Source organism: Tateyamaria sp. syn59 (genome assembly GCF_007995245.1).
Classification (GTDB): Bacteria; Pseudomonadota; Alphaproteobacteria; order Rhodobacterales; family Rhodobacteraceae; genus Tateyamaria.
Map to the genome: position 1 here is coordinate 1 of NZ_VCBA01000019.1, position 26,131 is coordinate 26,131.

24 protein-coding genes are annotated in these 26,131 nt (G+C 60.4%); 13 read left to right on the top strand and 11 right to left on the bottom strand.

Annotation, left to right across the window (positions count from 1 at the left end; translation table 11 throughout):
• Positions 1-2,750: calcium-binding protein (locus tag FD715_RS20555; RefSeq protein ID WP_223275015.1), on the bottom strand; the 2,750-nt coding region annotated here is incomplete at its 3' end.
• A gap of 175 nt (positions 2,751-2,925) precedes the next feature.
• On the opposite strand from FD715_RS20555, the gene FD715_RS20560 reads away from it, so the two are divergent.
• The 3 genes from FD715_RS20560 (at position 2,926) to FD715_RS20570 (ending at position 5,245) form a co-directional block, all read left to right on the top strand.
• Positions 2,926-3,495 (top strand): RNA polymerase sigma factor, encoded by a 570-nt coding sequence (locus FD715_RS20560; protein ID WP_147114543.1) that lies wholly within the window; start codon positions 2,926-2,928, stop codon positions 3,493-3,495.
• A gap of 63 nt (positions 3,496-3,558) precedes the next feature.
• A complete protein-coding gene (locus FD715_RS20565) occupies positions 3,559-4,128 on the top strand; it encodes a hypothetical protein (protein ID WP_147114546.1) in 570 nt (189 codons plus the stop codon).
• Position 4,129: 1 nt separating this feature from the next.
• The gene (locus tag FD715_RS20570; protein WP_147114549.1) at positions 4,130-5,245 is read left to right on the top strand and encodes a S8 family serine peptidase; all 1,116 of its coding nucleotides are present in this window, start codon (positions 4,130-4,132) and stop codon (positions 5,243-5,245) included.
• A 68-nt stretch (positions 5,246-5,313) separates the two neighbouring features.
• Here FD715_RS20570 and FD715_RS20575 read toward each other — a convergent pair whose 3' ends face one another.
• From FD715_RS20575 to FD715_RS20590, 4 genes are all read right to left on the bottom strand, one after another.
• On the bottom strand, positions 5,314-8,358 hold the full coding sequence (locus FD715_RS20575) for a valine--tRNA ligase (protein WP_147114552.1): 3,045 nt from the start codon (positions 8,356-8,358) through the stop codon (positions 5,314-5,316).
• Between the two features lie 210 nt (positions 8,359-8,568).
• A complete protein-coding gene (locus tag FD715_RS20580) occupies positions 8,569-8,949 on the bottom strand; it encodes a VOC family protein (RefSeq protein WP_147114555.1) in 381 nt (126 codons plus the stop codon).
• Positions 8,950-8,987: 38 nt separating this feature from the next.
• A complete protein-coding gene (locus tag FD715_RS20585) occupies positions 8,988-10,412 on the bottom strand; it encodes an amidase family protein (protein WP_147114558.1) in 1,425 nt (474 codons plus the stop codon).
• 163 nt (positions 10,413-10,575) lie between these two features.
• Positions 10,576-11,745: an iron-containing alcohol dehydrogenase gene (locus FD715_RS20590; RefSeq protein WP_223275016.1), complete on the bottom strand. Its 1,170-nt coding sequence runs from the start codon at positions 11,743-11,745 to the stop codon at positions 10,576-10,578.
• A gap of 266 nt (positions 11,746-12,011) precedes the next feature.
• Between FD715_RS20590 and FD715_RS20595 the strand changes: the two genes are divergently transcribed.
• Entirely contained in the window at positions 12,012-12,473 is a 462-nt protein-coding gene (locus FD715_RS20595; protein ID WP_147114563.1) for a hypothetical protein, read from the top strand.
• A gap of 147 nt (positions 12,474-12,620) precedes the next feature.
• Here FD715_RS20595 and FD715_RS20600 read toward each other — a convergent pair whose 3' ends face one another.
• Complete coding sequence (locus tag FD715_RS20600) at positions 12,621-13,730, bottom strand: zinc ABC transporter substrate-binding protein (protein WP_147114566.1); 1,110 nt, start codon at positions 13,728-13,730, stop codon at positions 12,621-12,623.
• Between the two features lie 56 nt (positions 13,731-13,786).
• On the opposite strand from FD715_RS20600, the gene FD715_RS20605 reads away from it, so the two are divergent.
• Genes FD715_RS20605 through FD715_RS20615 form a run of 3 tightly spaced genes read left to right on the top strand, consistent with a single transcriptional unit; the run spans position 13,787 to position 15,830 of the window.
• Positions 13,787-14,305 carry a transcriptional repressor gene (locus FD715_RS20605; protein ID WP_147114569.1) on the top strand — a complete coding sequence of 173 codons (519 nt, stop codon included), beginning with the start codon at positions 13,787-13,789 and terminating at the stop codon, positions 14,303-14,305.
• Positions 14,302-15,033 carry a metal ABC transporter ATP-binding protein gene (locus tag FD715_RS20610; protein WP_147114571.1) on the top strand — a complete coding sequence of 244 codons (732 nt, stop codon included), beginning with the start codon at positions 14,302-14,304 and terminating at the stop codon, positions 15,031-15,033. The genes FD715_RS20605 and FD715_RS20610 overlap by 4 nt, the downstream gene beginning before the upstream one ends.
• Positions 15,033-15,830 carry a metal ABC transporter permease gene (locus tag FD715_RS20615; protein WP_147114574.1) on the top strand — a complete coding sequence of 266 codons (798 nt, stop codon included), beginning with the start codon at positions 15,033-15,035 and terminating at the stop codon, positions 15,828-15,830. Before FD715_RS20610 ends, FD715_RS20615 begins: the two co-directional genes overlap by 1 nt.
• A 71-nt stretch (positions 15,831-15,901) precedes the next feature.
• On the opposite strand, the gene FD715_RS20620 is transcribed toward FD715_RS20615, so the two are convergent.
• Entirely contained in the window at positions 15,902-18,922 is a 3,021-nt protein-coding gene (locus tag FD715_RS20620) for a hypothetical protein (protein ID WP_147114577.1), read from the bottom strand.
• Between the two features lie 340 nt (positions 18,923-19,262).
• Here FD715_RS20620 and FD715_RS20625 point away from each other — a divergent pair, with 340 nt between their 5' ends.
• Positions 19,263-19,760 carry a Dps family protein gene (locus FD715_RS20625; RefSeq protein ID WP_147114579.1) on the top strand — a complete coding sequence of 166 codons (498 nt, stop codon included), beginning with the start codon at positions 19,263-19,265 and terminating at the stop codon, positions 19,758-19,760.
• Between the two features lie 59 nt (positions 19,761-19,819).
• On the opposite strand, the gene FD715_RS20630 is transcribed toward FD715_RS20625, so the two are convergent.
• A complete protein-coding gene (locus FD715_RS20630) occupies positions 19,820-20,635 on the bottom strand; it encodes a response regulator (RefSeq protein ID WP_147114582.1) in 816 nt (271 codons plus the stop codon).
• Positions 20,636-20,733: 98 nt separating this feature from the next.
• On the opposite strand from FD715_RS20630, the gene FD715_RS22605 reads away from it, so the two are divergent.
• The 3 genes from FD715_RS22605 to FD715_RS20640 are packed head-to-tail and all read left to right on the top strand — an operon-like array spanning position 20,734 to position 23,203.
• Positions 20,734-20,910, top strand: coding sequence for a NepR family anti-sigma factor (locus tag FD715_RS22605; RefSeq protein WP_189799585.1), 177 nt, complete (start codon positions 20,734-20,736; stop codon positions 20,908-20,910).
• Positions 20,900-21,448 (top strand): RNA polymerase sigma factor, encoded by a 549-nt coding sequence (locus FD715_RS20635; protein WP_147114584.1) that lies wholly within the window; start codon positions 20,900-20,902, stop codon positions 21,446-21,448. Before FD715_RS22605 ends, FD715_RS20635 begins: the two co-directional genes overlap by 11 nt.
• 54 nt (positions 21,449-21,502) lie before the next feature.
• A complete protein-coding gene (locus FD715_RS20640) occupies positions 21,503-23,203 on the top strand; it encodes a sensor histidine kinase (RefSeq protein WP_147114587.1) in 1,701 nt (566 codons plus the stop codon).
• A gap of 44 nt (positions 23,204-23,247) precedes the next feature.
• On the opposite strand, the gene FD715_RS20645 is transcribed toward FD715_RS20640, so the two are convergent.
• Positions 23,248-23,898, bottom strand: coding sequence for a Crp/Fnr family transcriptional regulator (locus FD715_RS20645; RefSeq protein WP_147114590.1), 651 nt, complete (start codon positions 23,896-23,898; stop codon positions 23,248-23,250).
• A 165-nt stretch (positions 23,899-24,063) separates the two neighbouring features.
• Here FD715_RS20645 and FD715_RS20650 point away from each other — a divergent pair, with 165 nt between their 5' ends.
• On the top strand, positions 24,064-24,462 hold the full coding sequence (locus FD715_RS20650; RefSeq protein WP_147114594.1) for a hypothetical protein: 399 nt from the start codon (positions 24,064-24,066) through the stop codon (positions 24,460-24,462).
• Positions 24,463-24,515: 53 nt separating this feature from the next.
• Here the strand turns inward: FD715_RS20650 and FD715_RS20655 are convergent, their stop codons facing one another.
• Positions 24,516-24,695 carry a hypothetical protein gene (locus FD715_RS20655; RefSeq protein ID WP_147114596.1) on the bottom strand — a complete coding sequence of 60 codons (180 nt, stop codon included), beginning with the start codon at positions 24,693-24,695 and terminating at the stop codon, positions 24,516-24,518.
• Positions 24,696-24,903: 208 nt separating this feature from the next.
• Here FD715_RS20655 and FD715_RS20660 point away from each other — a divergent pair, with 208 nt between their 5' ends.
• The gene (locus FD715_RS20660) at positions 24,904-25,740 is read left to right on the top strand and encodes a formate/nitrite transporter family protein (RefSeq protein ID WP_147114599.1); all 837 of its coding nucleotides are present in this window, start codon (positions 24,904-24,906) and stop codon (positions 25,738-25,740) included.
• A gap of 30 nt (positions 25,741-25,770) precedes the next feature.
• On the opposite strand, the gene FD715_RS22610 is transcribed toward FD715_RS20660, so the two are convergent.
• Positions 25,771-25,914 (bottom strand): hypothetical protein, encoded by a 144-nt coding sequence (locus tag FD715_RS22610; RefSeq protein ID WP_189799586.1) that lies wholly within the window; start codon positions 25,912-25,914, stop codon positions 25,771-25,773.
• Positions 25,915-26,131 lie beyond the last annotated feature (217 nt).

Consider the following 26,131-nt stretch of genomic DNA (forward strand, 5'->3'; position numbering starts at 1 on the left):
TTTTCAACATCGAGGTCCAGTGTGAAGTTGCCCAGGTTCGTGCGCTCGAAGGCAGTCCGGTCGCCATCGGCTGAGATCGTGACCAGGTTGGCGGCGTCTTCGGCCAGGCGAACAAATTGTGTGTCGAAACCATCGCCACCATCTACGGTGTCCGATCCATCGCCATTGCGCCAGACCGCGCGGTCATTGCCTGCGCCCAGGTCGATGACATCTTCGCCGGTGTTGCCCGCAACGATGTCGTCGCCTTCATCGCCGAGAATTGTGTCGTCTCCCTCGCCGCCAGTAATGGTGTCGCGACCGGCGCCGCCTTCCAAGGTGTCGTTCCCAGCACGGCCATTCAGCCGGTCATTGCCGTCGCGACCCCGCAGGCGGTTGTCCTGCGCATCGCCGAGGATCTCGTCGTCGAAGTTGGAGCCGGACACGTTTTCAATGTTGAGCAGCACGTCGCCTTGCGCGTCGCCACCTGACTGAATGGTCTCCCGCAAGTCGATCTCCACACCTTCGTCGGACCTGACATAGTCGGCCGTGTCGATACCTGCGCCACCGTCAACCGTGTCAGCACCTGCCCCGCTACGGAAGATCGTATCCTGGCTGTCGCCGATGAAGTTGTCGTTGAAATCCGACCCTTCGATGACTTCGATGTCGAAGAAGCTGTCGCCATCGGCATCCCCGGCACCCGCATTCGGTGCCTTCATGTTCAGCGTCACGGCTGAGGTCGCATCGCGATAGGAAACGATATCAAACCCGTTGCCCCCGATGTGAATATCCAGACCGGCTCCACCGAAGAAAAAATCGTTGCCATTGCCGCCGATCTGGATGTCATTGCCCGTCCCGCCAAGGAAGAGGTCGTTGCCGTCGCCACCATCCAGCACATCGTTGCCAGCATCACCGAACAGGCGGTCATTACCAACGCCGCCGCTGATCTCGTCCTGGTCGTTACCGCCGCTTAGGCTGTCGTTGCCCTCGCCGCCGCGAATGGTGTCGTCACCGCTGCCACCGGTGATGGTGTCGTTGCCGTCCTCACCAAAGAACTGGTTCGCGCGGCCATCGCCGTCCAGCGTGTCGCCAAAGGCCGAACCGATCACGCCGTCGATTGCGCGGACCGTGTCGCCTTCGGCATGGCCGCCGGAACCTGTGTCGGCCGCCAGGTCAACCGCGACAGCTGCGTTCGACGCTGAGTAGTCAGCAACATCTTCACCGCTGCCGCCGTCCATGAAGTCGGCCCCTGCGCCGCCGATCAGCAGGTCGTCATTGTCGCCGCCAAACAGGCTGTCGTCGCCTTCGCCGCCGTTCAGCGTGTCCTTGCCGTTGTCGCCTTCCAGCCGGTCGTCGCCTTCGCGCCCTTCCAGCAGATCGTTGCCGCTGCCGCCATCCAGGCTGTCCTTGCCGGTGGAGCCGATCATGACGTCCCGGTCGCTTTCGCCGATCACACGGATGATGTCATTGTCGGTGAACCCGACGAACTCGATCTGCGACAGGTCCACATCCGCGCCATCCATGATAATGGCAATGTCGACCGCCGTGTCAGCGCTGGTGTCGTTGATGCGGATGCGTTCGATATCGTCAAGCTGCGACGAGTTGATGTTGAAGCCCTTGCGACCGCCGGTGGAGTCGTTGATCAGGATGTCTTCGAAGTTGCTGATCGTGTCGTTGCGGAACTCCTGGAATTGGCGCAGCTCGAGCGTGTCAAACCCGTCGCCACCGTCAAGCCCGACGTTATTGCGGTCCTCTTCAAGGCGCAGCCGGTCGTTATGGTCTGACCCGATGAAGCCGTCGATGCCGGAATAAGTGTCACCTTCGGCGTCGCCGCCGACACCCACGCCCCGGTTCAGGCTGACGATCACACGCTCGGCCGAGTCCGCGTAGCTGACGGTGTCACGATTGTCGCCACCGTTCAGTTCATCCGCACCCGCGCCGCCGATCAGAATGTCGTCGCCGTTGCCGCCAAAGATCGTGTCATCGCCGTCACCACCATCGATCGTGTCATTGCCGCTGCGGGCGTTGATCTCGTCGTTCTCTGTCGATCCGATGATAAAATCAGCGTCGTTCTCACCTTCGACCCGGATGGTGTCATTGCGGTCAAAGCCGGTGAAGTTGATGCCAGACAGGTCAGCGTTGACGAAGTTTTCCATGTCGAAAAAGAGGTCAACATCGCCTGAGAAGCTGCGGACATTGATCTCTTCCAGATCAGCAAGCTGATCGGATTTGATATTGAAACCGACGCGCCCAGAGGTGGAATCGGCAATCACGATACGCTCGAAGTTCAGAAGCGTGTCATTCCGGAGATCCTGAAATTCGTTGAGAAACAGGGAGTCGAAACCGTCGCCGCCGTCGAAGAACAGGTTGCTGCGGTTGGCGTTCACATCGAGTCGGTCGTTGAAATCTGACCCGATGATGCCGTCGATATCATCAAGCCGGTCACCCTCTGCGTGTCCGCCGGAGCCAACACCAAAGTTGAGACCGATGCGGATACCCTCATCAGAATCGGCGTAGCTGACGATATCGTCACCGCCGTCGCCGTCGAGGAAATCTGCGCCCTCGCCGCCGATCAGCGTGTCTTCGCCGTCCCCGCCGCGAATGCTGTCGTCGCCGTCACCGCCCGAGAGGATGTCATTGCCACCGTCGCCAAAGATCGTGTCGTCGCCTCCCAATCCGTTGACCGTATCGTTGCCTCCGTTTGCATCAATGAGGTCCGCATCATTCGTTCCGTTCAAAATTTCCGAAGTATTGTCACCGTTAATATTGGCCATCTGTCTTGTCCCTATGTTGGTGCCCAAATGGGCGTTGGATATGGATGGGTCGGTGGACCTCGGCATTCGGTTCAAACTTTTTTGACCTAGCGGAAACTTGCCAACATACGCCGGGATTTGTCGGGGCAGGCGAAAGCGATTGAATCGGGCATACGGCCATGTAAGTTCGCCGCTGATGACCGACCAAACCATACGTCTCCGAGGCGCATCCGATGATGCGGCACTTCTGTCCCGCATCGCCCAGGGCGACATGGCGGCCATGAAAACGCTCTATGAGGCCCATGCCGATGCGGTCGCCCGCTTTGTTCGACCGCGTGTCAGGGATGCGGCAGAGGCCGACGATATCGTCCATGACACAATGCTGAGCGTTTGGCGCGGTGCAGCGGGCTTTCAGGGCCGGTCAAGCGTCCGGTCCTGGATCCTGACCCTGGCGCGCAACAAGACCGTCGATCATATCCGCAAGCAGGCCCGCGTCACGCTGGCCGAGGCGGACGAGACGCAGCCGGACGACGCGCCCGACCCGGAGACCGTGATCGGCGCTGCTCAGGACGCGGCGCGTGTGCGCGCCTGTCTTGATAAGCTGCCGGAACGCCAGCGCGCTGCAATTCATCTTGCGTTCTATGAAGAGATGACATGCGCCGAGGTGGCCGCGGTGGAAGACGTCCCAGAGGGGACGATCAAAAGCCGCATTTTTCACGCCAAGCAGGCCTTGATGCGCTGTTTGTCGCGCAATGGGCGGAAATGATTTTGAACCGTTCTGTTTCTTGCCCGTCCAATAGGTACGGCATAACCTGGCAAAGAGGTTGACATGGACCGAACAGACGGACTGAACGAAGATCTATTGCTCGCGCATCTGCGCGGCGAAACCGACCCTGAAACGGCGGCCAGGATCGAGGCAGAGGCGGAGGCTGACCCCGCCCTGCGCGCGGAACTGGCGTTGATGCAGGGTCTTCCCTGTGCCTTGTCGCAAGGCGATGGCGCCGCCGAAGGCGGCTGGGACAGGCTGGCGTCAGAGATTGAACGCACCAGACCCGCAAACCTGCCGCACCGGCCCATGTGGCGTATCGCGGCCCTTTTTCTTGGGGCCGTCGTGCTGGTTCAGGGGGCCTTTTTGGTCGTCGGGGGCGGCGCAGAGGACGGCCCGCTTTTCCGCACCGTCAGCGAAGCACCGGTCGAGGCGACCCTCGCTGTCGCGTTTGGGCCAGAGACGACGGCGGCCGAAATCGAGGCCCTGATGCGTGAGACCGGCGCAAACATAGTGGATGGTCCTTCGGCTGTCGGTCTCTACCGATTGGTGTTCAGCGATGCTGCTGTGCGCGCAGCGGCGCAGACGGCTTTGGAGACCTCACCGCTCGTCGAGATTGTAGCCGAGGAATGACATGGTGCGCTTGATCGTTTTCTTGTGTTTCTTTCTGGCCGCCTGCGGGCCCGCAGGACCGCCCCGCGTCGCCGGACCCGGTGGCTTGCCGTTTGCTGTGACGGACGAGCGGGAACTGGTTGTGTTGACAGCAGAGGCGCCCGAGGTTCTGATCGCTCGGGCCGAGGCGCTCGGATACGTGGTGATCGCGCAGCATCAGTTGCCCCGTTTGGATGACACGATGGTCGTGTTCCGCATTCCGGCGACCACAACTATTCCCCAGGCGATTGACGAAATCGAAGCTGCTGTTCCCGGTGTGACAGCCGGGGCAAACCATATCTACACCCTGCAGAGCCAGGGGCAGGCGGGCTTCGACTATGCTGCGGCCATGATCGGTTGGCCAGATGGCGGCTGTGTTGCCCGCGCCCGCGTGGGGATGATCGACGGCGGGGTTGCGTCAAATCATGCGGGCCTTGCTTCCGGTCAAATCGTTCAGGAGGCGTTCGGCGGCGGATCGGATCCCACAGCCACGGACCACGGCGAACGGATCGCAGCGCTTCTGGTCGGGCCGGGACGGTTGCGTGGCGCGCCGCTTTACAGTGCCAACGTCGTCGCCGAGGGCGACGCAGCGGGTGTCGTTCCGATCTTGCGCGGGCTCGACTGGTTGGCGGGCAACGGGGTCCGGGTTGTGAACATCAGCATGGCCGGTCCACGCAATAAGTTGATGAACCGCGCCTTGTCGCGGGCGGCCGAAGACGGAATGATTTTGGTGGCTGCGGTCGGCAACGACGGTCCCAATGCGGCTCCCCAATATCCTGCTGCCTTTCCATTCGTGCTGGGCGTGACAGCGGTCGACCGCGACGGTGCTGCGTTTCGTAACGCAGGGCGCGGGGGCCATGTGGATTTGGCCGCACCAGGCGTTGATGTCATCGTGCGCGATGGAACGCGTCTCCGGATCGCCAGCGGCACCTCAATGGCGGTGCCCTTTGTAACGGCGGCCATCGCCGCCGACAGAAACATGTCGCGCCGCCCGGTGGAGCAGGTCCGGGCGTCCCTGGCCTCCACATCGGAGGATTTAGGTCCAGCCGGGCGCGACACAGTGTTCGGTGCAGGGCTGCTGCAGTTTTCCGGCTGCTGATGTCTAGCCAGCGGCGCGATTGACGGCGCAGATGGTCGAGCGGCCTGTCCGACCGCTCTAATCCGCTCTTAGCCGAGTTCTTGAAGGCGGGCGATTGCAGCTTTCATTTCGGCCTCTTCCCCTTCGCGCAGCCGCAGGTTTTCCTTGGCTTCTGCAACCACCGCGTCCGGCGCTGAGGCAACGAAATTCGGGTTGTTCAACCGCCCCCGCAGTCCGCCCAGTTCCTTACCCAGCTTTTGCATGGTCTTTTCCAGACGTGCGATTTCCGAGGCAACATCAATCAACCCTTCCAGCGGGATGCCGAAGGTGCCGCCATCCATGGGAATGGTCACGCAACCTTTGGGAAAGCTGTCCACATGTTCCAGGCTTTCAATTCGGGCCAGTCGCTGGATGAGCGCCGCGTTGTTGTCCCAGGCGGACTGCCCCTTGGCATCCAGCCCCGTGACCAGCAAAGGCACTTTGGCACCTGCGGGCAGGTGGACCTGCGCACGGGCAGACCGGATGTTTTCGATCAGACCAATCACCCAGTTCATTTCCCGATCTGCGTCCGTATCGACCAGTTCGGTGCCGTACTCCGGCCAATCGGCATGGACCAGCATCTTGCCGCGGCTGTCCGCAAGGCCCCAAAGCTCTTCCGTGATAAACGGCATGATGGGATGCAGCATGATCAGGCATTGATCAAGAACCCAGCGCAGGGTCTGCTCTGTCTCGGCCTTGGCGCTTGCATCGTCGTTTTGCAGGATGGGCTTGGAAAACTCCAGATACCAGTCGCAGACCTTGCCCCAGGTAAAGGCATAAAGCGCGTCAGCCACATCGTTGAACCGGTAGCTTTCCATGCCTGCATCAACGGCTTCGCGCACCTTGCCGGTTTCGCCGATAATCCATTTGTTGAGCGTCTGAGAAGCGTCGGGCCGCGTCGCATCGCCGGGGTAGGGGATCTGGTAGTGGCCGGCAAAGCTGAAAGCGTTCCACAGTTTCGTGCCGAAGTTGCGATACCCCTTGATGCGATCCTCGCTGATTTTCAGAACGCCACCAAGGGCTGCCATCTGTGCGTTGGAAAAGCGCAGCGCATCTGCGCCGTAGGCGTCGATCATGTCGAGCGGGTCGATGACATTGCCACGCGTCTTCGACATCTTCTCGCCCTTCGCGTCGCGGACAAGCTGGTGCAGGTAGACGGTGTGGAACGGGTCGTCTTGCAGTACGGCCTGCGACATCATCATCATCCGCGCGACCCAGAAGAACAGGATGTCCTGGCCGGTGATCAGCACGTCGCCGGGAAAGTATTTCATCGCCGGATCGTTTTCTTCGGGCCAGCCGAGTGTCCCAAAGGGCCAGAGGCCGGACGAGAACCACGTGTCGAGGACATCGGGGTCGCGCATCAGCGTAACGTTGACTGCATCTTCGGCTCCGCTGTCGTCCGCTTTGACAACAGTGTGCGCGAATTGCGCCGCGTCCGCCTTCAGTTCCACGGTGGCACTTGGGCCATAGTACGCTTCGGCCTGCGCCCGAATGTCCTCATCGCTTGCACCGCAGAAAAACTGGGCGTCGCCGTTATCGTTGCCTTTCAATGCGTCCTTGGTTGGCCCGTACCAAACCGGGATCTGGTGCCCCCACCAGAGTTGGCGCGAGATGCACCAGGGTTCGATGTCTTCCAGCCAATGGTAAAACACCTTTTCGCCTGACTCGGGCATGATCTTGACCCGGCCTTCGCGCACGGCGTCCAGCGCGGGCTGGACGATTTTCGATGAGTCCACGAACCACTGGTCGGTCAGCATCGGCTCGATCACCACTTTGGAGCGGTCACCGAAGGGCTGCATGATTTTCTTGGCCTCGACGAAGGGGATCGTCGCTGGCATGTCGGTTGGGTCGGCATCGTCCGGATCCGCGGTGTCAAGCGCCGGATTGGCGACCATCACCGCATTGCCCTCCGCCGTGATGTCAGCGACGATACGCGCACGCGCTTCGAACCGGTCCAGCCCACGGTACTCATCGGGGACGAGGTTCATCGCTGCGATCTTAGCCTCGTCAAACCCTTCGTCGCCCCGCGCAATACTCTGTGCCGTTGCGGCTGCGGTGGCATATGGTTCACCGTCGCTGCGCATCTGCGCCTTGGTGTCCATGAGGTTGTACATCGGGATGTTGCCGCGCTTTGCCACTTCGTAGTCATTGAAGTCATGCGCGCCAGTGATCTTGACCGCACCCGACCCGAAATCGGGGTCAGGATACCGGTCGGTGATGATCGGGATCAGGCGGCGGTGTTCCTTTGGGCCCACGGGGATTTCGCAAAGCTTACCGACGATGGGTGCATAGCGCGTGTCATCGGGGTGCACGGCAACAGCGCCGTCACCCAGCATGGTTTCCGGCCGCGTCGTTGCAATGGAAATGTAGTCCCGCGTCTCCCGCAAGGTGACGTTCCCGTCATCATCCTTTTCGACGTATTCATAGGTTTCCCCGCTGGCCAGCGGGTATTTGAAATGCCACATGTGGCCATCGACTTCGTTGTTTTCGACTTCGAGGTCGGAAATCGCCGTTTCAAAATGCGGGTCCCAGTTGACCAGCCGCTTGCCGCGATAAATCAGGCCATCGTTGTACATCTGCACAAAGACCTTGAGCACGGCGTCATGGAAATTGCCGGGCTTTTCCGTTGCGGGGGCGCTGGACGCCCCCGACATCGTGAAGGCCGAGCGGTCCCAGTCCATGCTGTCGCCCAGACGCCGGGCCTGCTGTTCGATCACGCCGCCCTTGTCCGCCTTCCAGTCCCAGACTTTCGCGATGAATTCATCCCGTGGCATCTCGGACCGCTTTCGGTTCTCGCCGTCCGCCGCCATCTGCTTTTCGACCATCAACTGCGTTGCGATCCCTGCGTGATCGAGGCCCGGCTGCCAAAGCACATCATAGCCCTGCATGCGCTTCCACCGCGTCAGCATATCCATCAGGGTGTGATTGAATGCGTGTCCCACGTGCAGAAAGCCAGTCACATTGGGCGGCGGCAGCTGAATGCAAAACGTGTCAGCGCCAGGCTTGGCGTTGGCTCCGGCCACAAACGCGCCTGCGTCTTCCCACATTTTATAGATACGCGGTTCGGCCTCGGCGGCGTTGAATGTCTTTTCCATCGGCGGCTTCCATTGTCTTACATGGGCTGTACTTGGGTACCATATCCAACAGTCCGCCGGTAAAGCCCAGCCGAAATAGTCAGGCGGGAATGCCAACGGCTGAATGAGCGTGACGACGCTGGCGCTTGCGGATGGGTGCGATTGCGGGCGGCGACTACTTGGATAGTGGCAAATCCGCCAGACCCCGCGTTGTCGTTGACCAATTCGAAACTAGCCGAAACAGACAAAGCTCATCTTGTTGCCGTCGAGATCGCGAAGGTAGGCGCCAAAAAAGTCTGTCCCATATTGCGGGCGCGGGCCTGGATCGCCTTCGTTGGTGCCGCCATTGGCCAGGCCAATGCGATGTGCGGTTTCCACCTCCGCAGTGCTTTGGCACTCAAGCCCGACCATGTTGCCATTCCCGGCTACGGCGGTTTCTTCGTTGTGCGGGCTCGCCACCCAGATCCGCCCACCAACCCGCAATTCGTAGCATACCGCGTGGGGCATGAACTCGGCGACCACTTTGCCGCCGATCACTGGCAGGACCGCATCGAAAAAACCGCGCGCCTTGGGGACGTCATTGGAGCCGAGCATGACGTAGTTCAGTGACATTATGTGTGCTCCAGATCGGTGTGGGCCGTGGTGGCAGGTCAGCCAAGATGCGTCCACAAGGCGTTGCAGGCGGGCGGGATCTGCGCCTCTATGGCCTGCATGGCGTCCACGATCAGGTCTTCGCGCCACCTGCGACCTGCGATCTGCACGCCGATTGGCTGCGGTCCGCCGGGCAGGTCGGCGATATGTGTCGGCAGGTTACCGGCGGGCAACCCGATGAAATTCATGATGAAAGACCATTGGGACGCCCCCAACGCGTCGCGCACGCCTTCCGCCCCTTCCGCATCGCGCCCCGGTCGAAAAAAGGGCTTGAGCATGAACGGCGTCAGGACCAGCGGATAGGCTTCGAGAAATAGAGACCATTGGCGCGCATAATGGGTGCGTTTCGCCTGCATGGCGAGGTATTCCGCGCCCTCGTATGGTGGGAACTGGCGATAGTACTCGTCGAAGATGCTGTTCAGTTCTGCCGATCCGTATTGGCGGATGTCTGCGCCAAGTAAGGCTTTCACTTCGCCCATCAGCGCGCGGTAGCCCACGTCGCCGGTTTCTTTTGCCAACGGTGGCTTCACGCTTTCCACTGCATAGCCCGCGTCGGCAAGGGCAGAGGCGGCTTTGTCTAGTGCGGTTGCGACGTCCGGGTGTAGACCAAGGCCGAAATCGTCACGGGATACGGCGACGCGGATGGGCTGGTCCAGGGGCGCGCCGCGCCAGGGCAGGGGCACGTGGAACGGGTCGCGCGGGTCTGCAGCAATCAGCGCTGGCATAGACAGATGTAAATCGGCGGCGTTGCGTGTGATCAGGCCTTGTACAGACATGGATTGCGCCAAAAGACCCCGCTCAGATGTCTGGCTGGGATTGAAGGCAGGCACACGGCCCATGCCCGGTTTGACCGTGACCGCGCCGTTTGCGGCGGCCGGAAACCGCAGCGATCCCCCGATGTCATTGCCGTGCGCAAGCGCGCCGATCCCCGCCATGACCGCAGAACCTGCACCGCCCGACGAGCCCCCTGGCGACACGTGGCGCCCCCACGGGTTTTGGGTTCGGCCATGCAGCGGGTTGTCAGTGTCGGCACGGAAGGAAAACTCGGGCGTGTTGGTGCGCCCGATCACAACGGCGCCCGCCGCCTTCAGGTTGCGGACAAGGGGCGCATCTTCCTGTGCGACAATGCTTTGAAAAGCGGGAACACCGTTGGATGTCGCGTGCCCCTTTTGATCAACATTGATCTTGATGGTTACGGGCACGCCGTGCAGTGAGCCCTTCGGACCGCTCTGCGCATCAAGCGCCTTGGCTTCGGCCCGCGCCTCATCGGCGAGGCTTTCGACCACTGCGTTCAAATCCGGGTTTGCCGCATCCATGCGGGCAAGTGCGGCTTCGGTGACTTCGACCGCCGACAGCGACCCATCGCGTGTGGCCGCCGCGATGTCCGTCGCGCTCCATTGCCAGAGGGGTTTCTTGCCGGTCATGCTATTTTCTTCCCATAGGCTAATTGGGCCAGACAAATGACCCCGACCAAACCGTAGCAGCCCGCAAATCAACTGGCCAAGGCAATACGAATGCAATCGCTTGAGCGGGCCCTTGCTGCTGCCTTAGCGCGTAGATTTCCAGCGGGCGATGTAGCACACGCACTTACCCGATGCTGGCTGCAACCGGTGTCCGCAGCATTAGGCTGGCGATCTCGTCAAAATCGCCGTTCTCTATGGGACATGCGGCATTTTTGGCCATGCCGATATTTGCGGGGTTCCGCATCTCTGCCGACAAAGCTTCTGGCGTGACGCCACGGCATTCTGCAGGAAGCTCATGCGGAATGTCGCAGGCTCGCATCAACTTGGAAAACGCGTCCGGCAGCGCGTCCGCCGTTTCGGCGCCGCCCAAGGCCTGCGCCGCTTTGGCATAGTTGCAGGCGCCCTCGTCGCGCGCCACCAGCCATGGCAGGCTGGCATCAAGCGCCAACCCGGTCGCAAGCCCGTGATGCACGCGCACCAGAGAGCCGAGCGCATGGCTGATGTTGTGCCCCATATGCGTGTTGCAGTTGTGCAGCGCCAAACCCGCAATCATGCTGCCCCAAAGTACTTGTCCACGCGCGGTGATGTCCGCACCATCGGCAACCGCCCGCGGCAATGCATCCGTGAGCACGCGCAGCGCCTCAAGTCCGTAAAGCTGCCCCGCCGGGCTCGTATTGCGTGCCGTGGCGCCTTCGAGCGCGTGGGCGACCGCATCAATGCCTGTCCATGCGGTCAGGTGTGGCGGCAGGCTGAGTGTCAGTTCAGGGTCCAGGACAGCTTGGGCAAACATCAGGTCTTCGCCCCAGAACCAGGTTTTCCAGCCATCCGCTTTTGAGATGACGGATGTACGGGTCACTTCCGATCCGGTGCCGGCTGTGGTCGGGATGGCGATGGCGGGGATACCGTTCTGGGGCAAGGGTTGCGCGGCAAGCGCGAAATCCTGCGCGGGCTGGCCAGAGCGGGCGATGGCGGCGACCAGCTTGGCCGCATCCATGGCCGCCCCTCCGCCCAGGCCGATGACGACCGCCGCGTCCATCTCTCGCGCGCGAGCGCACAGACCATCAATCAGCTCTTCCTTGGGCTCGCCCGAGACGTCGGCGGCCAGTTCGAATGCCAGCCCCTTGGCAGTCAGGTGCCGGGTCAGTCGTTCCGTCACGCCCAACTGTGCAAGGATGGCATCAGCGATGATCAACACCGGGCTGCCGCCCAACGACGTTACCATCCGCGGTACTTTCGACATCCGGCCGGCGCCGAAGGTGACGGGTGGGACTTGACCCATGTTGAAGTGCTGCATTGGCCCCTCTTTCTGTAACCTGATCGGCATCGTGTGCGTGACGTACCCCGATGTAAAGCAGCCGATCGCATTAGGTTATGTGCTGCAAGCGACGCGATAGGTCGCGGGGAACGCATGCCTTAGCAGAAAGGGGGGATTGGAACCGGACTTGTTTCAAAGCCGCGGTTGTTTTACCCACCCGGCAATTGGTGCAGGCCAACAGGCGCGCAAATGGCAAAGGCTGAACCGTACGCGCCCGAAGGCTTTGGTTGAACAGGAGCAGACCGATGTCCGAGCGTAATTTTGAACCCATGACCAAGGCAGAGGTCGTCGCTGCACAACGCGCCTGGGCCAGATGCGTGACGGAGCAGGATGTCGAGGGTCTGTTGGCGCTTTACGATTTCGGTGACCCGGATGAGCCGCTGCTTTTCAAGCCGACCCTGGCAGACGTGATCCGGTTGGATCGTGAGGGTGCACGCGCCTATTTCGTCGGCGGCAACCCGGATTACCCGCAAGACAACGGCTTTCTAAAGCGTGGGTGGAAAAAGGTCGAATTCCAAAGCGCTGTCGGCCCGATCCTCAAGGCCGGTGGGCTTGGGTACAAGGACATGGGCCACTACACGTTTGTCGACGGTGACGGCAATGCGACGCGGGCCGATTACACATTCGCATACCACAAACTCGACGGGCAAGTGTTGATCTCGCTGCACCATTCGTCGTTGACATGGTTTCCGCCTGTCAGCGGGTAGGGTGGGCTTGGCGCATTCTGACCGCGCTGTGTTGGTGCCTCAAGGTTAGGCCTCGGTGGCGTCGGTTAACCGTAAGACGTTCTTGTCTTTGGCTGAATGGAGCGCTGGTCGCAGCGCAGGCGGCGACCAGCTTTCTGTATCCCGAATTTACAAGCAGTCCGCCATGACGCTTGCCATATCGCGGATGAGTTGCGGGTAGAGGTCCGGTCCAGGCTCAAGCCCTGCTCCGAGCGGGTCGATGACACTGGTGTTTGCTTCAGTACCTTCAAGGACTGTCTCGATTAGGCCGGGGTTGAACTGCGGCTCCGCCAGAACGCAATCGATGCCCTCGTTGCGGATACGGCCCTGCACCTCGGCGATGCGCGCCGGGCTTGGGTCAGACGCATCGCTGATGGAAATTGCGCCCGCTGCGGGGAAGTCGAAATCGGTCTCAAAGTACTGGTAGGCATCATGGAAGACGATGAAGCTGCCGCCACGCACCGGATCAAGGGTGGCAGAGACTTCGGCGCTCAGGGCCTCCATCTCGGTCTGGGCAGCAGTGGCGTTGGCAAAATATGCGCCGGCATTGTCAGGGTCTGCGGCCGACAACTGCGCGGCGATGACGTTCAGCCAAACGCTCGCATTCTGCGGTGACAACCAGGCGTGGGGGTCGTGATCGCCATGATCATGGCCCGAGTGGTCGTCGTGACCATGGTCGTCATGTGCGTGTTCACCGTGGTCGTGATCATCATGAGCGTGGTCGTGGCCTTCCGCCTTAGCTTCCTCGTGCCCATGATCGTCATGGTCATGGTCGTGACCTTCCGCTTTGGCCTCCTCATGCCCATGATCGCCGTGATCGTGATCGTGATCGTGATCTTCGGCCTCTTCGTGCCCGTGATCATCGTGATCATGCGCTTCGAAAAGCGCGTTTTCCCGGAACTCCAGCAATGTGATACCGTCTGCTTCCAACAGCGACGTGACAGATGCCGCTTCGGCCAGCGTCTCGATGGCATCTTCCAGTTGCGGGGTCAGGTCATGGCCAATCCAGAACACGACATCCGCATCTTGCAACGCCTGCGCAGATGACGGGCGCATGCTGAACCCGTGCGGGGACTCACCAGAAGGGATGACCAGATCCGGCGTGCCCACACCGTCCATCACACGCGCCACCAACGAATGTACAGGGGCGATATCGACGGCGACACGCGGCACATCCGCCATTGCAGTGCCGCCCAAAAGCGCGGCATAGACAGTGAGAGAGAGAAGCTTCCTAGACATCTGGGCCACCTTGTGATCTTATAACATTACTGTTGCCGTACATGAACAGAGTTTCCATGACAAGCAATCAAACACCCAAGCAGGCGGTCGGTCGGTCGCCGGTCGGATTTTCGATCCACGATCACAACGTGTGCGTGAAAACGGCCCTCGCTGCGGCAGAGACGCGGTGCGCCAGGGATGGATTGCGCCTGACACCCGTCCGCCGCAAGGTCCTGGAATTGCTGCTGCAGGAGCATCGCGCGCTCGGGGCCTATGCGCTGCTGGACTTGCTGAAGGACGCAGGCTTCGGGTCGCAACCCCCCGTGGCCTATCGCGCGCTTGATTTCCTGATAGAACATGGCTTTGTGCACAAGATCGAGCGGCTCAACGCTTTTGTCGCCTGCAGCCACCCGGAGGAAGCCCACGCACCGGCGTTTATGATCTGCCGTCTCTGCGACGCTGTGGTCGAAGCGCAGTCTACTCCATCCAAGGGCACGTTGGGCGAGGCGGCGAGGGCCGCGGGCTTTCACATCGAAAAGACGGTTGTCGAAGCCGAAGGCGTCTGCCCCGAATGTGTTGACAAGGCTAATCCATGACCCTGGTGACAGTGACGAAGCTGAGCGTCGCTTATGGCGCAAACACCGTGCTGCGTGACGTCGAACTGGCGGTATCGGCGGGCGAGATCGTGACCATTGTCGGCCCGAACGGGTCGGGCAAGACCAGCCTTTTGCGGGCGATCATCGGTGCAACCCCACCGGCCAAAGGGACCGTGCAGCTCAAACCCGGTCTCAAGGTCGGATATGTGCCGCAACGCCTGCACATTGACCCAACGCTGCCCATCACCGTCGAACGCTTCATGCGGCTCACCGCGCCCGCCGACCGGCGCGCCTGCACAGAGGCGCTGCAGGCGGTGGGCATGCCGGATCTGCTGACCCGGCAGATGTCGCAATTGTCGGGCGGGCAATTCCAGCGCGTGCTTCTGGCGCGCGCATTGATCAATGAACCGGACATTCTGCTGCTCGATGAAGCCACCCAAGGTCTGGATCAACCCGGATCAGCCGCGTTCTACCGTCAGATCGAAGCGGTCAGGGAACAGACGGGCTGTGCCGTTCTGATGATCAGCCACGATTTGCACGTGGTGATGAGCGCCTCTGACCGTGTCGTCTGTTTGAACGGTCATGTCTGCTGTCAGGGCACACCCGCCGTCGTGGCCTCCGCACCGGAATATCGCGCGCTTTTCGGGGCCGGGACTGGCGGCGCCCTCGCGCTTTACCGGCATGATCACGATCACCACCACCATTCGAGTTCAAAGGCCGCCGAATAATGCTGGACGATTTCATGACCCGCGCGACCCTCGCAGGGATCGGTGTGGCCTTTGCCGCGGCTCCGTTGGGGTGCTTTGTCGTGTGGCGCCGCATGGCCTATTTCGGGGATGCGACTGCCCATGCCGCGATCCTCGGCGTTGCGCTGTCGCTGGCGTTTGAGGTGTCCATTTTTCCCGGCACCTTGGCCGTGGCGCTTATCATGGCGATGACGGTGACCCAGCTTGCGGGGCGCGGCTATGCGATGGACACGCTGTTGGGGGTCATGGCGCATTCCGCATTGGCCTTTGGACTTGTGGCGGTGTCCTTCCTGTCCGGCATTCGTCTTGACCTGATGTCCTATCTCTTTGGCGATATCCTGGCCGTATCACGGACCGATCTTCTGGTGATCTGGGGCGGGGCGGCTATCGTTGTCGCCCTGATCACGTCGCGATGGGCCGCTCTGCTGGCCTCGACACTGAACGAAGACCTCGCCTATGCCAGCGGGTTCAATCCCAAGCGTGAGCAACTCATCCTGACCATGTGTCTGGCCATTACGGTGGCCGTCGCGATCAAGGTGGTGGGTGTCCTGCTGATCGCGGCCCTGCTGATCATTCCTGCCGCAGCCGCGCGCGGGACCGCCCGCACGCCCGAGGCGATGGCCGTGATTGCAGCCGCCATTGGCGCTGTGTCTGCCGTTGCGGGACTGCGCGGCGCCTACCTGTTCGACACGCCCGCAGGGCCGTCGATTGTCTGCGTTGCGGCGATCATCTTCGCGGTCCTCAGCCTGGCGCGGTTGGGAATTGAACGTTCTGGCTGAGGCTTTATCCCAAGCGCGCTGTCCACTGGCCTTTCACGTCTTGCGACGGCCCCTGACACCACACGCGGCCGTCACTGCACCTGCGCAGTATCGCTCTGGATCTTCAGTTTCCAGTCCTCGATCAGCGTCCCTTCGGTCTTCAAACGGCTTGCCAGATAATAGAGCCGCTGTGTCGCCGGGCCCGTCGGGGCCGTCTCAAAACGCTGTTTGAGGTAATAGGGCGGGATCGCCTGCGAGTAGAGCGTGGCCGAAACTGTCGCGCCGCTGGCGTCCACACCGGATGGCAGGGTGATCTTGTAGGTCAGCTGGTCCTTGCCCGCCTTTACGCCGGCATCATGCTCGGCGCGCCCTTCGGGCATCGTGGCTTTCATGAAGGCGGCAGTGACCTCGGAGTCTCCGAACCGTGCCTTGAATGCATCCGTGCCCGGCTCTGCCGCACCCCATGGCAGCAAGCGATTGTCCTTGGGGTGATAGACGCGATGCACAAAGCTGGATGTGAATTCCTTCTTCGCGTTCTGCGTCAACTCCTCATAGATCTGCACCTGGGTTTCATCTTCGATCAGGTCGTGGTGCGGCTGGTACAGCGCTTCGGTCGCGCCATCGGGCACATAGTCCAGAAACTCCGTCTTGAGCGGCTTGCCGTCGGGCCCGATGATCACGCCCGCACCATTGGTGCAGCCCGAACACCAGACCTGCGCGCCACCCGCATCTGTCACCTTCACCTCAAGAAACGCGCGGCGGAACCCAACGCCGGAGGGCAGGCGGTGCCCTGTCTTGTTGTCGACACTCACGACCGCCTCAACCACGCCATCTGCAGCCGTCAGGCTTTCGATGGCCACATCCGCAGTCTCATCCCGCGCTTGCAACGCCATCGTCTCGAGCGACAATTGCGCGCCGTTGGTGGCGTAGGTCATCGGGTCTTTGGGGCTCATGCCCATCTCTTCGTCAAACTGCGACAGCATCTCGACCATAAAGGCGTTTAGGCCCACGAAGTTGTGCCGCTTGTAGTCGTCGCGGAAAGGCACATCCAATTCCTCGTGCGGCAGGGCGTTGGGCACCTCGGGCAGGTTGGTGTCCTGAATGGTCGCGATCTGCGTGGTCAGGCTGTCGATCTTGATCCTGCCATCCAGCGTCTCGAAACTGCTTTTCATGTGGCAGTCCTGGCAGGACTGGGCCGTGCCTGCATCCGCGAACTGGCTGTTCTGCCATTCAAGAAAGGTGGCCTGTTCGATCGAGTGTTGGAACTTCACGAGGGGCTCGCGATAGGTCACGTCAAACTCGTCTTTGAGGAAGTCGACGGCGTTCTGGGCTGCCTGGTTCAAGACCGCCTGTTCCTCGACCGAAAAGCCGGGCAGGGGGGTGTCCGTCGCCCAATCCACATTGGGCAGGTTGATGGTGTGGCAGGCACCGCACATCTCGCTTTCGGTGATGTAGTCGTCGTGGACCGGTGTGATGCCCATGGCGTTCTGCATCGGTTTTTGGCGCACATCCGGGAACGGCCCGATCAACTCGTTGGCGGGGTTGGTACGGAAAACACCCGTCGTGCCATTCATCAGATACGTGTCGAGGGTGTTGTAGTCGGGTTGGCCCGCAGCCCGTTCCGGAGGGGCGATGTGGTGACACACGGCGCAGGAGATCCCCTCGCGGGCGAGGTTGCCATACTCATGGTACTCGAACGTGCCATCCGCGATCTGCTGCTCTTTCTCCGCGGTGGTCAGCGGATCATGCAGCAGGGTGTAGGCCACCTTGAACGTGTTGCCGTCCGGCCCGCTGTCAGGACTGGCATGTGCGTCGATCTCAAGCTGGCGCTGGCCCATCGCGCCGTGACAGGACAGGCACGTCGTGCCCAGGTTTTCGGACAGGTCGCCGACACCCGCGGCCTCCAGTAGGGCAAACTCGGATTCAAGCTGCGCATAGAAAATCGGATCGCGCCCGGCCAAGCCCATCGGCGACCAGCGCCATTCGCCGTATTCCGAGATGTTGTAGCCATCCCCGTATTTCGGCCCATCCTTGATGAACATTGTCACGCCCGAGGGTGCGCCGCCCAGACCACCATGGCAGCCAATGCAATTGTCCGATGTCAGGAAATGCTGGGTGTCGTCGGGCCGCGCTGGCACGTGGTCCAGCCACTCGCTTGGCAGGGTCTGCAGGTTGGCGCGGGTGATATCGACGCCGCCCGTGCCCGGGAACATGTCGGTAAAGGCCGTGTTCTGATCGATCGGCGACGCCTTGGCCGCCGCGATATGCGCCGCGCGCATGGCCGCCGGGTCATGTGGATCGTTCACATAGGACTTGATCATGTCCTCAAGGCTTGCGCCAAAGGCAGGCTTTTGCGCCATGGGCAGATCGCGCCAGCTTTCGTCTACGCGGTAGATCACCGGCTCGCCCGGATACCCTTCGATGTTCTCCAGCGCGGAAAAGATCAACTCTTCGGCCGCGGATGCGTGACACCGCATGCACATCCCGTCACCGCCCGCGCCAAGTGGCGGGCTGTAGGGCGCCTCAAACTTGTCGATCACGGGCGTGCGTGCCTCCATCTCTGCCTTATCCTCGAAATATACCGAGGCAAAGAACCACCCGCCATGCGACAGCGCACTGTCCTTGACCATAACCGTCCAGTTCAGCCCGCCCTGATCATAGGTGTAGCGCGCCATCTCTTCGGCGACCTTTTCCGGGTCGTTCGGGTGCTTGGCAACCAAGCTGGCATAATGCTCGTTGTAGCGGGCCGACGGCGGGGTCACCATTTCTTTCACGACAATGGCACCGTCAGCAATCGTGCCTTGTCGGCCCCCTTCGAGCCACGCCATGATCTCGGGCGAGTAATACATGCGCACGGCAGGGTGGATGCCAAAGCTCATGTCGAAGACAAAGGGACCGGTGTCGCGCCAGCTTTTGTCCCGTTTCCATCCCAGGCCCACATATTCCCGCTTGGCGATCCACGGGAACAGCACATTTTCATAGTCGATCAGAGGCAGGGTGCTGGGCAATGGTAGGTCGGCCCCTTTGCCTTTGTGCGACGCATCGTCGGCAAGGGCAGCGTGCGTGACAAAAGTGAAAATGAAAAACAGGCTGGCGAGAAAGCTGGCGCGCATCGAATAGATCTCCGGCGTTATGCATCGGCAGAATGCCACCTAAGCGCGAATTTGTATACGCAAACTTTCGCCTATATCGGGAAAATCGGGTCTATCTCCGGCTTTTTCGGGGTAGCTGCCTTGATCTGTAGTGCAATCGTCCTAACGCGCTACTTGTTTTGCCACGATGCCCTCCTTAAGCGCGGCGGCCTCGCCAAACCGCGCCTCAACATCGCTCTTGAGACCGTGCTGAGCGGCCTCTCTTGCCTCGGCCTGACGCGCGGGATTTCGCCGAAAATGGGGAACTCTTTCCGATCTCTCCGGTTATTCACCCAGCGCAACCTACTAAACGGAGGTCACTATGACTGACGCACTGAAAGTCGTTCCTTCAAGCGACGACGTCTCAACCGGCGTCCAGGATACCGAAGCGGTCGCAACCGGGCTGGCAGACATTTTGGCAGACACCTACTGCCTTGTTTTTAAGACACATGCCTATCACTGGAACGTCGAAGGGCCGCTGTTCTATTCCGTCCACAATCTGACGGAAGAGCACTACACCAATATGTTCGAAGCCGCCGACGAACTGGCCGAACGCATCCGTGCGCTGGGCGAACTGGCACCGTCGGCGCTTAAGGACGTGGTCAGCCGGTCGCGTATCGAAGATGCCGAGGGCAAGATGTCGACCGCAGACATGGTCGAAGACCTCGCCTCTGATCACGAGCGTATCGCGCACCGCTTGCATGCGCTGGCCGAACTCGCCGGTGACAACCGTGATATCGTGACCGAAGATTTGGCGACCGAGCGCTCCGCGTTCCACGAACAAGCCGCATGGATGCTGCGCGCCATCGGAAAGAGCTGAACACGAAAAAACCCCGCCGGAGCGATCCGGCGGGGTTTTTACCGTCTATTTGAGAAGCGTCACGCCTTCAGCGTTTCCGTTGATGAAAAGAACATCGCCTGACTGACGGCAGATTTGACTTGCGCCTCTGTATAAGGCTTCGAAATCAGGAACGCGGGTTCGGGTCCCTGTCCAGTCAGCAACCGCTCCGGGAAGGCGGTGATAAAAATAACCGGCACGTCGCCCTGTGCTGCCAGGATGTCATTGACCGCATCAATCCCGCTGGAATTGTCTGCAAGTTGGATGTCCGACAGGATAAGGTCGGCGCTTTCTTCCTTGGCCAACTGCACGGCGCGATCACGCGTGCGCGCGATGCCGGTGACCCGGTGGCCCATATCGGCAACAATCGATTCCAGGTCCATCGAAATGATCGCCTCGTCCTCAATGATCATAACCCGGCCGGACACGTGCTGGCTCATCTCGGCATAGGCGATGTCGATCAACTCTTGCGCTTCCTCGGGTGGGATATCCATGACCTGGGCAACTTCGGTTGGTGAGAAATCCTCGACCGTATGCAGCAGCAAGGCTTCCCTTGTGTTCGGTGTGAGCTTGGACAGGTGGTCGCGCGCTCTTCGCGCAATGCCAGGCACATCGGACTGTTCACCAAACGCGGCACCCGACGTGGTCCAGATCGCGTGGAAGCTGCGGAACAGGGCGACTTTTGCGTGCGACCCATCCTGGTATTGATCGGGATCGGACAGGATCGCTTCGAGCGTTGCGATGGCGTATGTGTCACCGCTGTCCTGGCTGCCTGTCAGTGCGCGCGCGTAGCGGCGAAGGTAAGGAAGGTTGGCGCCCACATCGTCCGCGAGCTGCTCCCTTGCGTCCTTGTTCATTTTCTTTGCCTTTTTTCACTTTGTCTCGGAACCTTACGCGCGGCCATGCGTATTGGTTCCGTCACACGCCAATAAAATTACTCGAGAAACCAGATCTGATGACACGGCAGACCCGCAAGACAGACATCGACGCAGAGATCGACGCAAACCTCAAACGCGCTTTCGACAGCTTGGCGCAAGAGCCCGTACCCGACCGGTTTACGGACCTGTTGAACCAATTGCGCACCGGTGACGTTCAGGCGTCGTCCGAAAAAGGAGAGCGGCATGACGACTGACCCGCGTGACGAGTTGGTCGAACATCTCGGTCCCCTGCGTGCTTTCGCACTAAGCTTGTGCCGCAACTCTGCCACGGCGGACGATCTGGTGCAGGAAGCGTTGATCAAGGCGTGGACGAATATCGACAAGTTCGAACCCGGTTCGAACATGCGCGCGTGGCTTTTCACCATCTTGCGCAACACCTACTACTCGCTGCACCGCAAGCGTAAGCGTGAGGTCGAGGATGTCGACGGCGCCTATGCCGATACGCTGTCGCAGAAACCAGACCACGACGGGCGCCTCGCCATGCGGGACTTCGGCGCGGCGTTCGACCAGCTGAACGATGAACAGCGCGAGGCACTGGTTCTGGTCGGAGCAGGTGGCTTTTCCTACGAAGAGGCGGCAGAGACCTGCGGTGTCGCGGTCGGCACCATCAAAAGCCGGGTGAACCGGGGCCGCGCACGTCTGGCAGAGCTGATGGCCGTGGAAGACCCCGACGATATCGAATTGACAGACAGCGTGACCGTGGGGATCGTCTCCGCCCAAAACATGGCCTAAGCTGTGGCACCGGACCGGTTGACACGCGGGCTTTTCGTTCGTCTGGCGGGGCTGATGACGCTGGCCCTGTTCCCGCTGGGTGCCATCGCTCTGTGGCAGACCAACGAAGTTGTCAGCGCCACGGTCAGACTGTCCGAAGAGATTGTCTTGTCCGAGACCGAACGGGCGGCAGCCAACGAACGGCGTCTCCTCGAACGCGGGCGGGGTGCGGCCGAGGGTCTGGCCGCTTTGCTGGGGCCCGTCTCGAACGATGCCGCCCAGTGTTCAGAGATGATGACCCGGTTTGTGAACCGCCAGGACACGTTTGTCTTTGCCGGCTTCATTGATCTCAATGGTATGATGATGTGTTCGTCAAATGGCGTCACGTTTGATTTCGCGGACGACCCCAGCTTCGACCGCGCGCTCGAACAGGAAGGGCAGATTTTCGAGGCAAACCTATCTGGCGTTGCAACCGGCGAATCCGTGGTGATCGTCAGCAACCCCGTAAAGATCGAAGGCAAGTTCGCAGGCTTTGTTTCATTGTCCTTTCCGCATTCCTTGGCAAACCCACCGGCGCGAGGTTTGACTCAAGAAAGCCTGTTTGAGCATGTCACCATCAACCGGTCAGGACGTATCCTTTTTTCGACAAACGACCTCTCGACTGCCGGGGAACTGCTGCCCGCTGCCAGCCAGCCAACCGCGTTCCTGGAACGCGACGGTCAAACCTTCATTGCGGAATCCATTGACGGGCGCGAACGGCTGTTTGCCGTTGCTGCGATCGTTCCGGGCGAGGTGGTCGTGATCGGGTCATGGCCCACAGGCCGCGCGCTCAACAACATCGGAACGACTCCGGTCTGGGTGCCACTGCTTTTTCCAGTGCTGATGTGGTTTGCCGGTGTCTCGGTTGCGTTCCTCGGCCTGCACCGGCTGGTCATCCGCCACATCTACATGTTGCGCAGCTCCATGCGGCAGTTTGCGCTGGGCGAAAGGGATAACCCGGAATTGCGGCTCGATGATCCACCGACCGAGTTCGAAGTGTTGGAAACATCCTACAACCGCATGGTGCGCACGCTCATGCACGCAGAACGGCAAGTCGAACAGGATCTGAACGAAAAGACCATTCTGCTGCGCGAAATTCACCACAGGGTGAAGAACAACCTGCAACTCATCGCGTCGATCATGAACATGCACGCGCGTGCAGCAAAGACACCGGAGACGCGGGCGCTGCTGTCGCAACTGCAACAGCGGGTGCGGGGTCTGGCGACGGTGCACCACACCTTGAACACCGACAGCGATGAAACCAGCATCGACGCGCAGAACCTGATCCGCCGGCTGGTCAAGGAATTGATCCCCATGGCGGACGGGTTGAAACGCACCATTCAGACAACCACCGACATCGCAAAGGTTCATCTGGGGCAAGACCAGGCGGTTACGCTTTCGATGCTCGCTGCCGAAGCGTTGACCAATGCGGTTAAATACATCGACGCCCCGGCAGGTAAGCCGCTGACCTTACACATTGCGCTCACGCACGACGCCGACGACAAACTGACCTTTGCCATTGAAAACTCAGTTGGTGATGGATCCGACCAGATCCCCGACATGCTGGAAAGCACCGGGATCGGAACCCGACTGATGCGCGCCTTTGTTGCGCAACTCGACGGGGAAGAAGACCGCGAAGAGAGCGATACGCATTATCGCTATTGTGTCACGTTCTCTCTGGCCACAATCGAGGACGAAGAACCAAAACCCTGGACCCAGCACCAAGCAGCAGTCTGACACGGTCCGCACCTGACAATCGGGCCACCCTTCTGCGGATTATCCTAGATCAGCGGACGTGGTTGGATATTGTCGGGGTCAATGCCCGACAGCGTTGTCAACGCGTCCTCATCGAGAATGTGCAGTGTTCCATTGCTCCACTGCGCAATTTTCTTGTCCTTCAATTTCGCCAGCGTCTTGTTGGTATGAACCAAAGACAGGCCCAAAGCATCAGCCAGATCCTGCTGTCGAAAGGGCAGGGGGCAGCTGTTGTCCTTGTTCAGATCCAGCGCGCACGCGCGGCGATAAAAGCGGTGCAGGCTCCACCCGATCTTTTCCAACGCACCGCGCTGACCAACGGTGGTCAGCGCATCGCCCAGAAAGTGCTCCTCGACCGCAGCGATATGGGTCAGGGAAAAGGCCCGCTCGGGCTGGTTCTGAAACAGCTCAAACACACGGTTCCGGTTGAACACGCACAGACGCATCGGTGTCGTCGCCTCGACCGAATGGCACATCGCGTCCAGCACTGCGGCCTGCAGGCCGATGAAATCACCCGGCATCACAAAGCCGATAACCTGCCGCCGCCCGTTTTCAAGTGTCTTGTAACGTATCCCCATACCCGACAGTACGGTGAACAATTGCGCTGCGCGGGCCCCTTCCATGAACAGTTGAGTGCCACTGTCTGCCACCATTTCACCAGTTTTGAAGCGTTTCATGAACGCGATTTCCTCCGACTTGAACGGCAGAAACCCGTCCTTGCGCCGCAGAGGGCAGTTGTCGCAATTAATCGTCGAAATATCACCTTGGTATGTCACAGTTTATTGCTCCCCTGAGCCGTCACATGGAATGAGAACGTCCAACAAGAACAAGGGCGAGCCTTCATGACCGTGCGCACACACAACGACCACAGCTTTGCTGTGGTCATAACCCCCAATTTTGTCGAAGCCGAAGACATCGCAGACGCCCTGCGTCGTGTCGGCTTTGATAACGTCACTCACTTTCGTTCTGCTGCGGATGCACGAGACGGGCTGGCCGAAGCCGCTGTGTTGCCCGAATGCGCGTTGCTGTCTTTGCACGGTGCCGACGTCGCGGCTGACGACCTGTGCGGTCGCCTTCACCGTGCCGGATGCCGCTTGGTTTTGATCAATGGCGACCCCGCCCGCGCCAAAGAAATCGACGCTGCCTTTCTGCTCCGCCCCTATTCCGACACCGAACTTGATGGTTGCATCGTTGATGTGATGCGGGGCCGCTTGTCAGCGAGCGGTGCACAACAGGCATGATCGTCGTGGTATACGCCTGAAATGCCCGTCAGGCGGGCCGCCTCGGCTTGTCGTTAGCCCTGCGGCTCGATCATCTGTGCGTCGTCTTCCACAAAGGCTGCATCGTCCTCAACGCTGGAATACATATTTGCCACGAAAAAGAGGCCTGCAACCAAGACAACCGCTCCGATCCCGGCCAAGACAAACCAGTGTTTGCGCGTCTGGGTTTCGATGTTTGTGTCGGGTGCCGACATGTTGTGTCTCCTTCGATTACCGTTGCGAGACAAACGCTCCAAAGCGGTCAGGGTTCCATGCGATATGTGTCACATGACATCCGAGACATAAGACGGGGATGAATTCCGACTGGCGACGCATCGCACTTAAAGGCGGCACACTGGTCCAAGGGAACCAACACCGTGACGCTTGCGTTGTCGGGTCACGTGAAAACATCAGGACATTCCTATGACGGACACATCGTCTTCGCCCCTCGTCGAAGAGAAAGTCGAAGACGAGGCGGTAACGGAAGCGTCTGGCCTTTCGCCCCGGCTCATCTTTGAAACCATCCGCCGCCACGGCGATGAAGAGTTGCGGCGGCCGATCAACACGCTGTTCTGGTCTGGGGTCGCCGCAGGTATCCTGATCAGCTTTTCGGTGCTTGGCGAGGCATATTTGCGTGCTTATCTGCCCGACGCAGACTGGCGCTTTATCTTTGAAAACCTAGGGTACTCCCTTGGCTTCCTGCTCGTGATCCTTGGCCGGATGCAGCTTTTTACCGAAAACACGATCACAACGGTCGTCCCTGCGGTGATCAACCCGTGCCGCGCTGTGTTCGCGCGCGTTGCCACGCTCTGGTCAGTGGTCCTGATGGCCAATCTCATCGGCGCGTTCGTGATCGCAGTCTTTCTTGTCTATACGCCGGTACTGACGCCAGAACTCCTCGCGATTGTCACTGATCTCAGCAAGCATGCGACAGGCTTTCCACCGGTTGAGGGGCTGGTGCGTGGCATTCCAGCCGGCATTCTTATTGCAGCCATCGTCTGGATGCTGCCATCGGCGCAGAACAACGAAATTCTGTTGATCATCATCTTCACGTGGCTGATCGCGCTGGGCGACTTCACCCACATCATCGCCGGGTCGGTCGAGATGGCTGTTCTGGCCGTTCAGGGCTTGATCAGCGCAGAGCAGGCCGTGTTCGGGTTTTTCCTGCCGGTGCTTGTCGGCAATGTCATCGGTGGCACCGCGGTCTTCACCATGATGACCTATGCCCAGATCCGACCCGAAATTGACGACGCCGAATAAAACAGGGCGCCCGAAGGCGCCCTGTCTCTCTCAACCGTCCTCGGCGAGGCTCGATTTCTCCGCGTCCGGATCGTCCATACGTTCCTCAACGCGTCGCTTGCTCAAGTAAGCCCAACCTAAAACCAAACCAAATGTCAGCGCAGGCAGGACTAAGATCAGTGCTTCGATAGTCATGCTGTGTCCTTTCGTGTTGCTTGGATAAGAAACGCCCTGACCCCATCAGCGTTCCCGCCAAACGCGCGTTGGTTCAATTGGTCGCAGCGCGAGCAAGCTGACGCTGACCCCGGCACCGCCGGTGACACTGAACCTCCCCTCGGCGCTAACCGGCGCGTTGCCGCGACTCGCCCGTCCGCGGCCGCAAGCGGTCGTAACGGTGTGCGCGGCAGTCCGG

Bases quoted from the DNA above. Each gene is read 5' to 3' on its own strand.
- FD715_RS20595 (WP_147114563.1), top strand. From the start codon at position 12,012: ATGTCCGAGCGTAATTTTGAACCCATGACCAAGGCAGAGGTCGTCGCT.
- FD715_RS20630 (WP_147114582.1), bottom strand. From the start codon at position 20,635: ATGAACAAGGACGCAAGGGAGCAGCTCGCGGACGATGTGGGCGCCAAC.
- FD715_RS20650 (WP_147114594.1), top strand. From the start codon at position 24,064: ATGACCGTGCGCACACACAACGACCACAGCTTTGCTGTGGTCATAACC.
- FD715_RS20575 (WP_147114552.1), bottom strand. From the start codon at position 8,358: ATGGAAAAGACATTCAACGCCGCCGAGGCCGAACCGCGTATCTATAAA.
- FD715_RS20655 (WP_147114596.1), bottom strand. From the start codon at position 24,695: ATGTCGGCACCCGACACAAACATCGAAACCCAGACGCGCAAACACTGG.
- FD715_RS20620 (WP_147114577.1), bottom strand. From the start codon at position 18,922: ATGCGCGCCAGCTTTCTCGCCAGCCTGTTTTTCATTTTCACTTTTGTC.
- FD715_RS20605 (WP_147114569.1), top strand. From the start codon at position 13,787: ATGACAAGCAATCAAACACCCAAGCAGGCGGTCGGTCGGTCGCCGGTC.
- FD715_RS20570 (WP_147114549.1), top strand. From the start codon at position 4,130: ATGGTGCGCTTGATCGTTTTCTTGTGTTTCTTTCTGGCCGCCTGCGGG.
- FD715_RS22605 (WP_189799585.1), top strand. From the start codon at position 20,734: ATGACACGGCAGACCCGCAAGACAGACATCGACGCAGAGATCGACGCA.
- FD715_RS20660 (WP_147114599.1), top strand. From the start codon at position 24,904: ATGACGGACACATCGTCTTCGCCCCTCGTCGAAGAGAAAGTCGAAGAC.
- FD715_RS20625 (WP_147114579.1), top strand. From the start codon at position 19,263: ATGACTGACGCACTGAAAGTCGTTCCTTCAAGCGACGACGTCTCAACC.
- FD715_RS20600 (WP_147114566.1), bottom strand. From the start codon at position 13,730: ATGTCTAGGAAGCTTCTCTCTCTCACTGTCTATGCCGCGCTTTTGGGC.
- FD715_RS20645 (WP_147114590.1), bottom strand. From the start codon at position 23,898: ATGAAACGCTTCAAAACTGGTGAAATGGTGGCAGACAGTGGCACTCAA.
- FD715_RS20565 (WP_147114546.1), top strand. From the start codon at position 3,559: ATGGACCGAACAGACGGACTGAACGAAGATCTATTGCTCGCGCATCTG.
- FD715_RS20590 (WP_223275016.1), bottom strand. From the start codon at position 11,745: ATGCAGCACTTCAACATGGGTCAAGTCCCACCCGTCACCTTCGGCGCC.
- FD715_RS22610 (WP_189799586.1), bottom strand. From the start codon at position 25,914: ATGACTATCGAAGCACTGATCTTAGTCCTGCCTGCGCTGACATTTGGT.
- FD715_RS20640 (WP_147114587.1), top strand. From the start codon at position 21,503: ATGACGCTGGCCCTGTTCCCGCTGGGTGCCATCGCTCTGTGGCAGACC.
- FD715_RS20615 (WP_147114574.1), top strand. From the start codon at position 15,033: ATGCTGGACGATTTCATGACCCGCGCGACCCTCGCAGGGATCGGTGTG.
- FD715_RS20585 (WP_147114558.1), bottom strand. From the start codon at position 10,412: ATGACCGGCAAGAAACCCCTCTGGCAATGGAGCGCGACGGACATCGCG.
- FD715_RS20560 (WP_147114543.1), top strand. From the start codon at position 2,926: ATGACCGACCAAACCATACGTCTCCGAGGCGCATCCGATGATGCGGCA.
- FD715_RS20635 (WP_147114584.1), top strand. From the start codon at position 20,900: ATGACGACTGACCCGCGTGACGAGTTGGTCGAACATCTCGGTCCCCTG.
- FD715_RS20610 (WP_147114571.1), top strand. From the start codon at position 14,302: ATGACCCTGGTGACAGTGACGAAGCTGAGCGTCGCTTATGGCGCAAAC.
- FD715_RS20580 (WP_147114555.1), bottom strand. From the start codon at position 8,949: ATGTCACTGAACTACGTCATGCTCGGCTCCAATGACGTCCCCAAGGCG.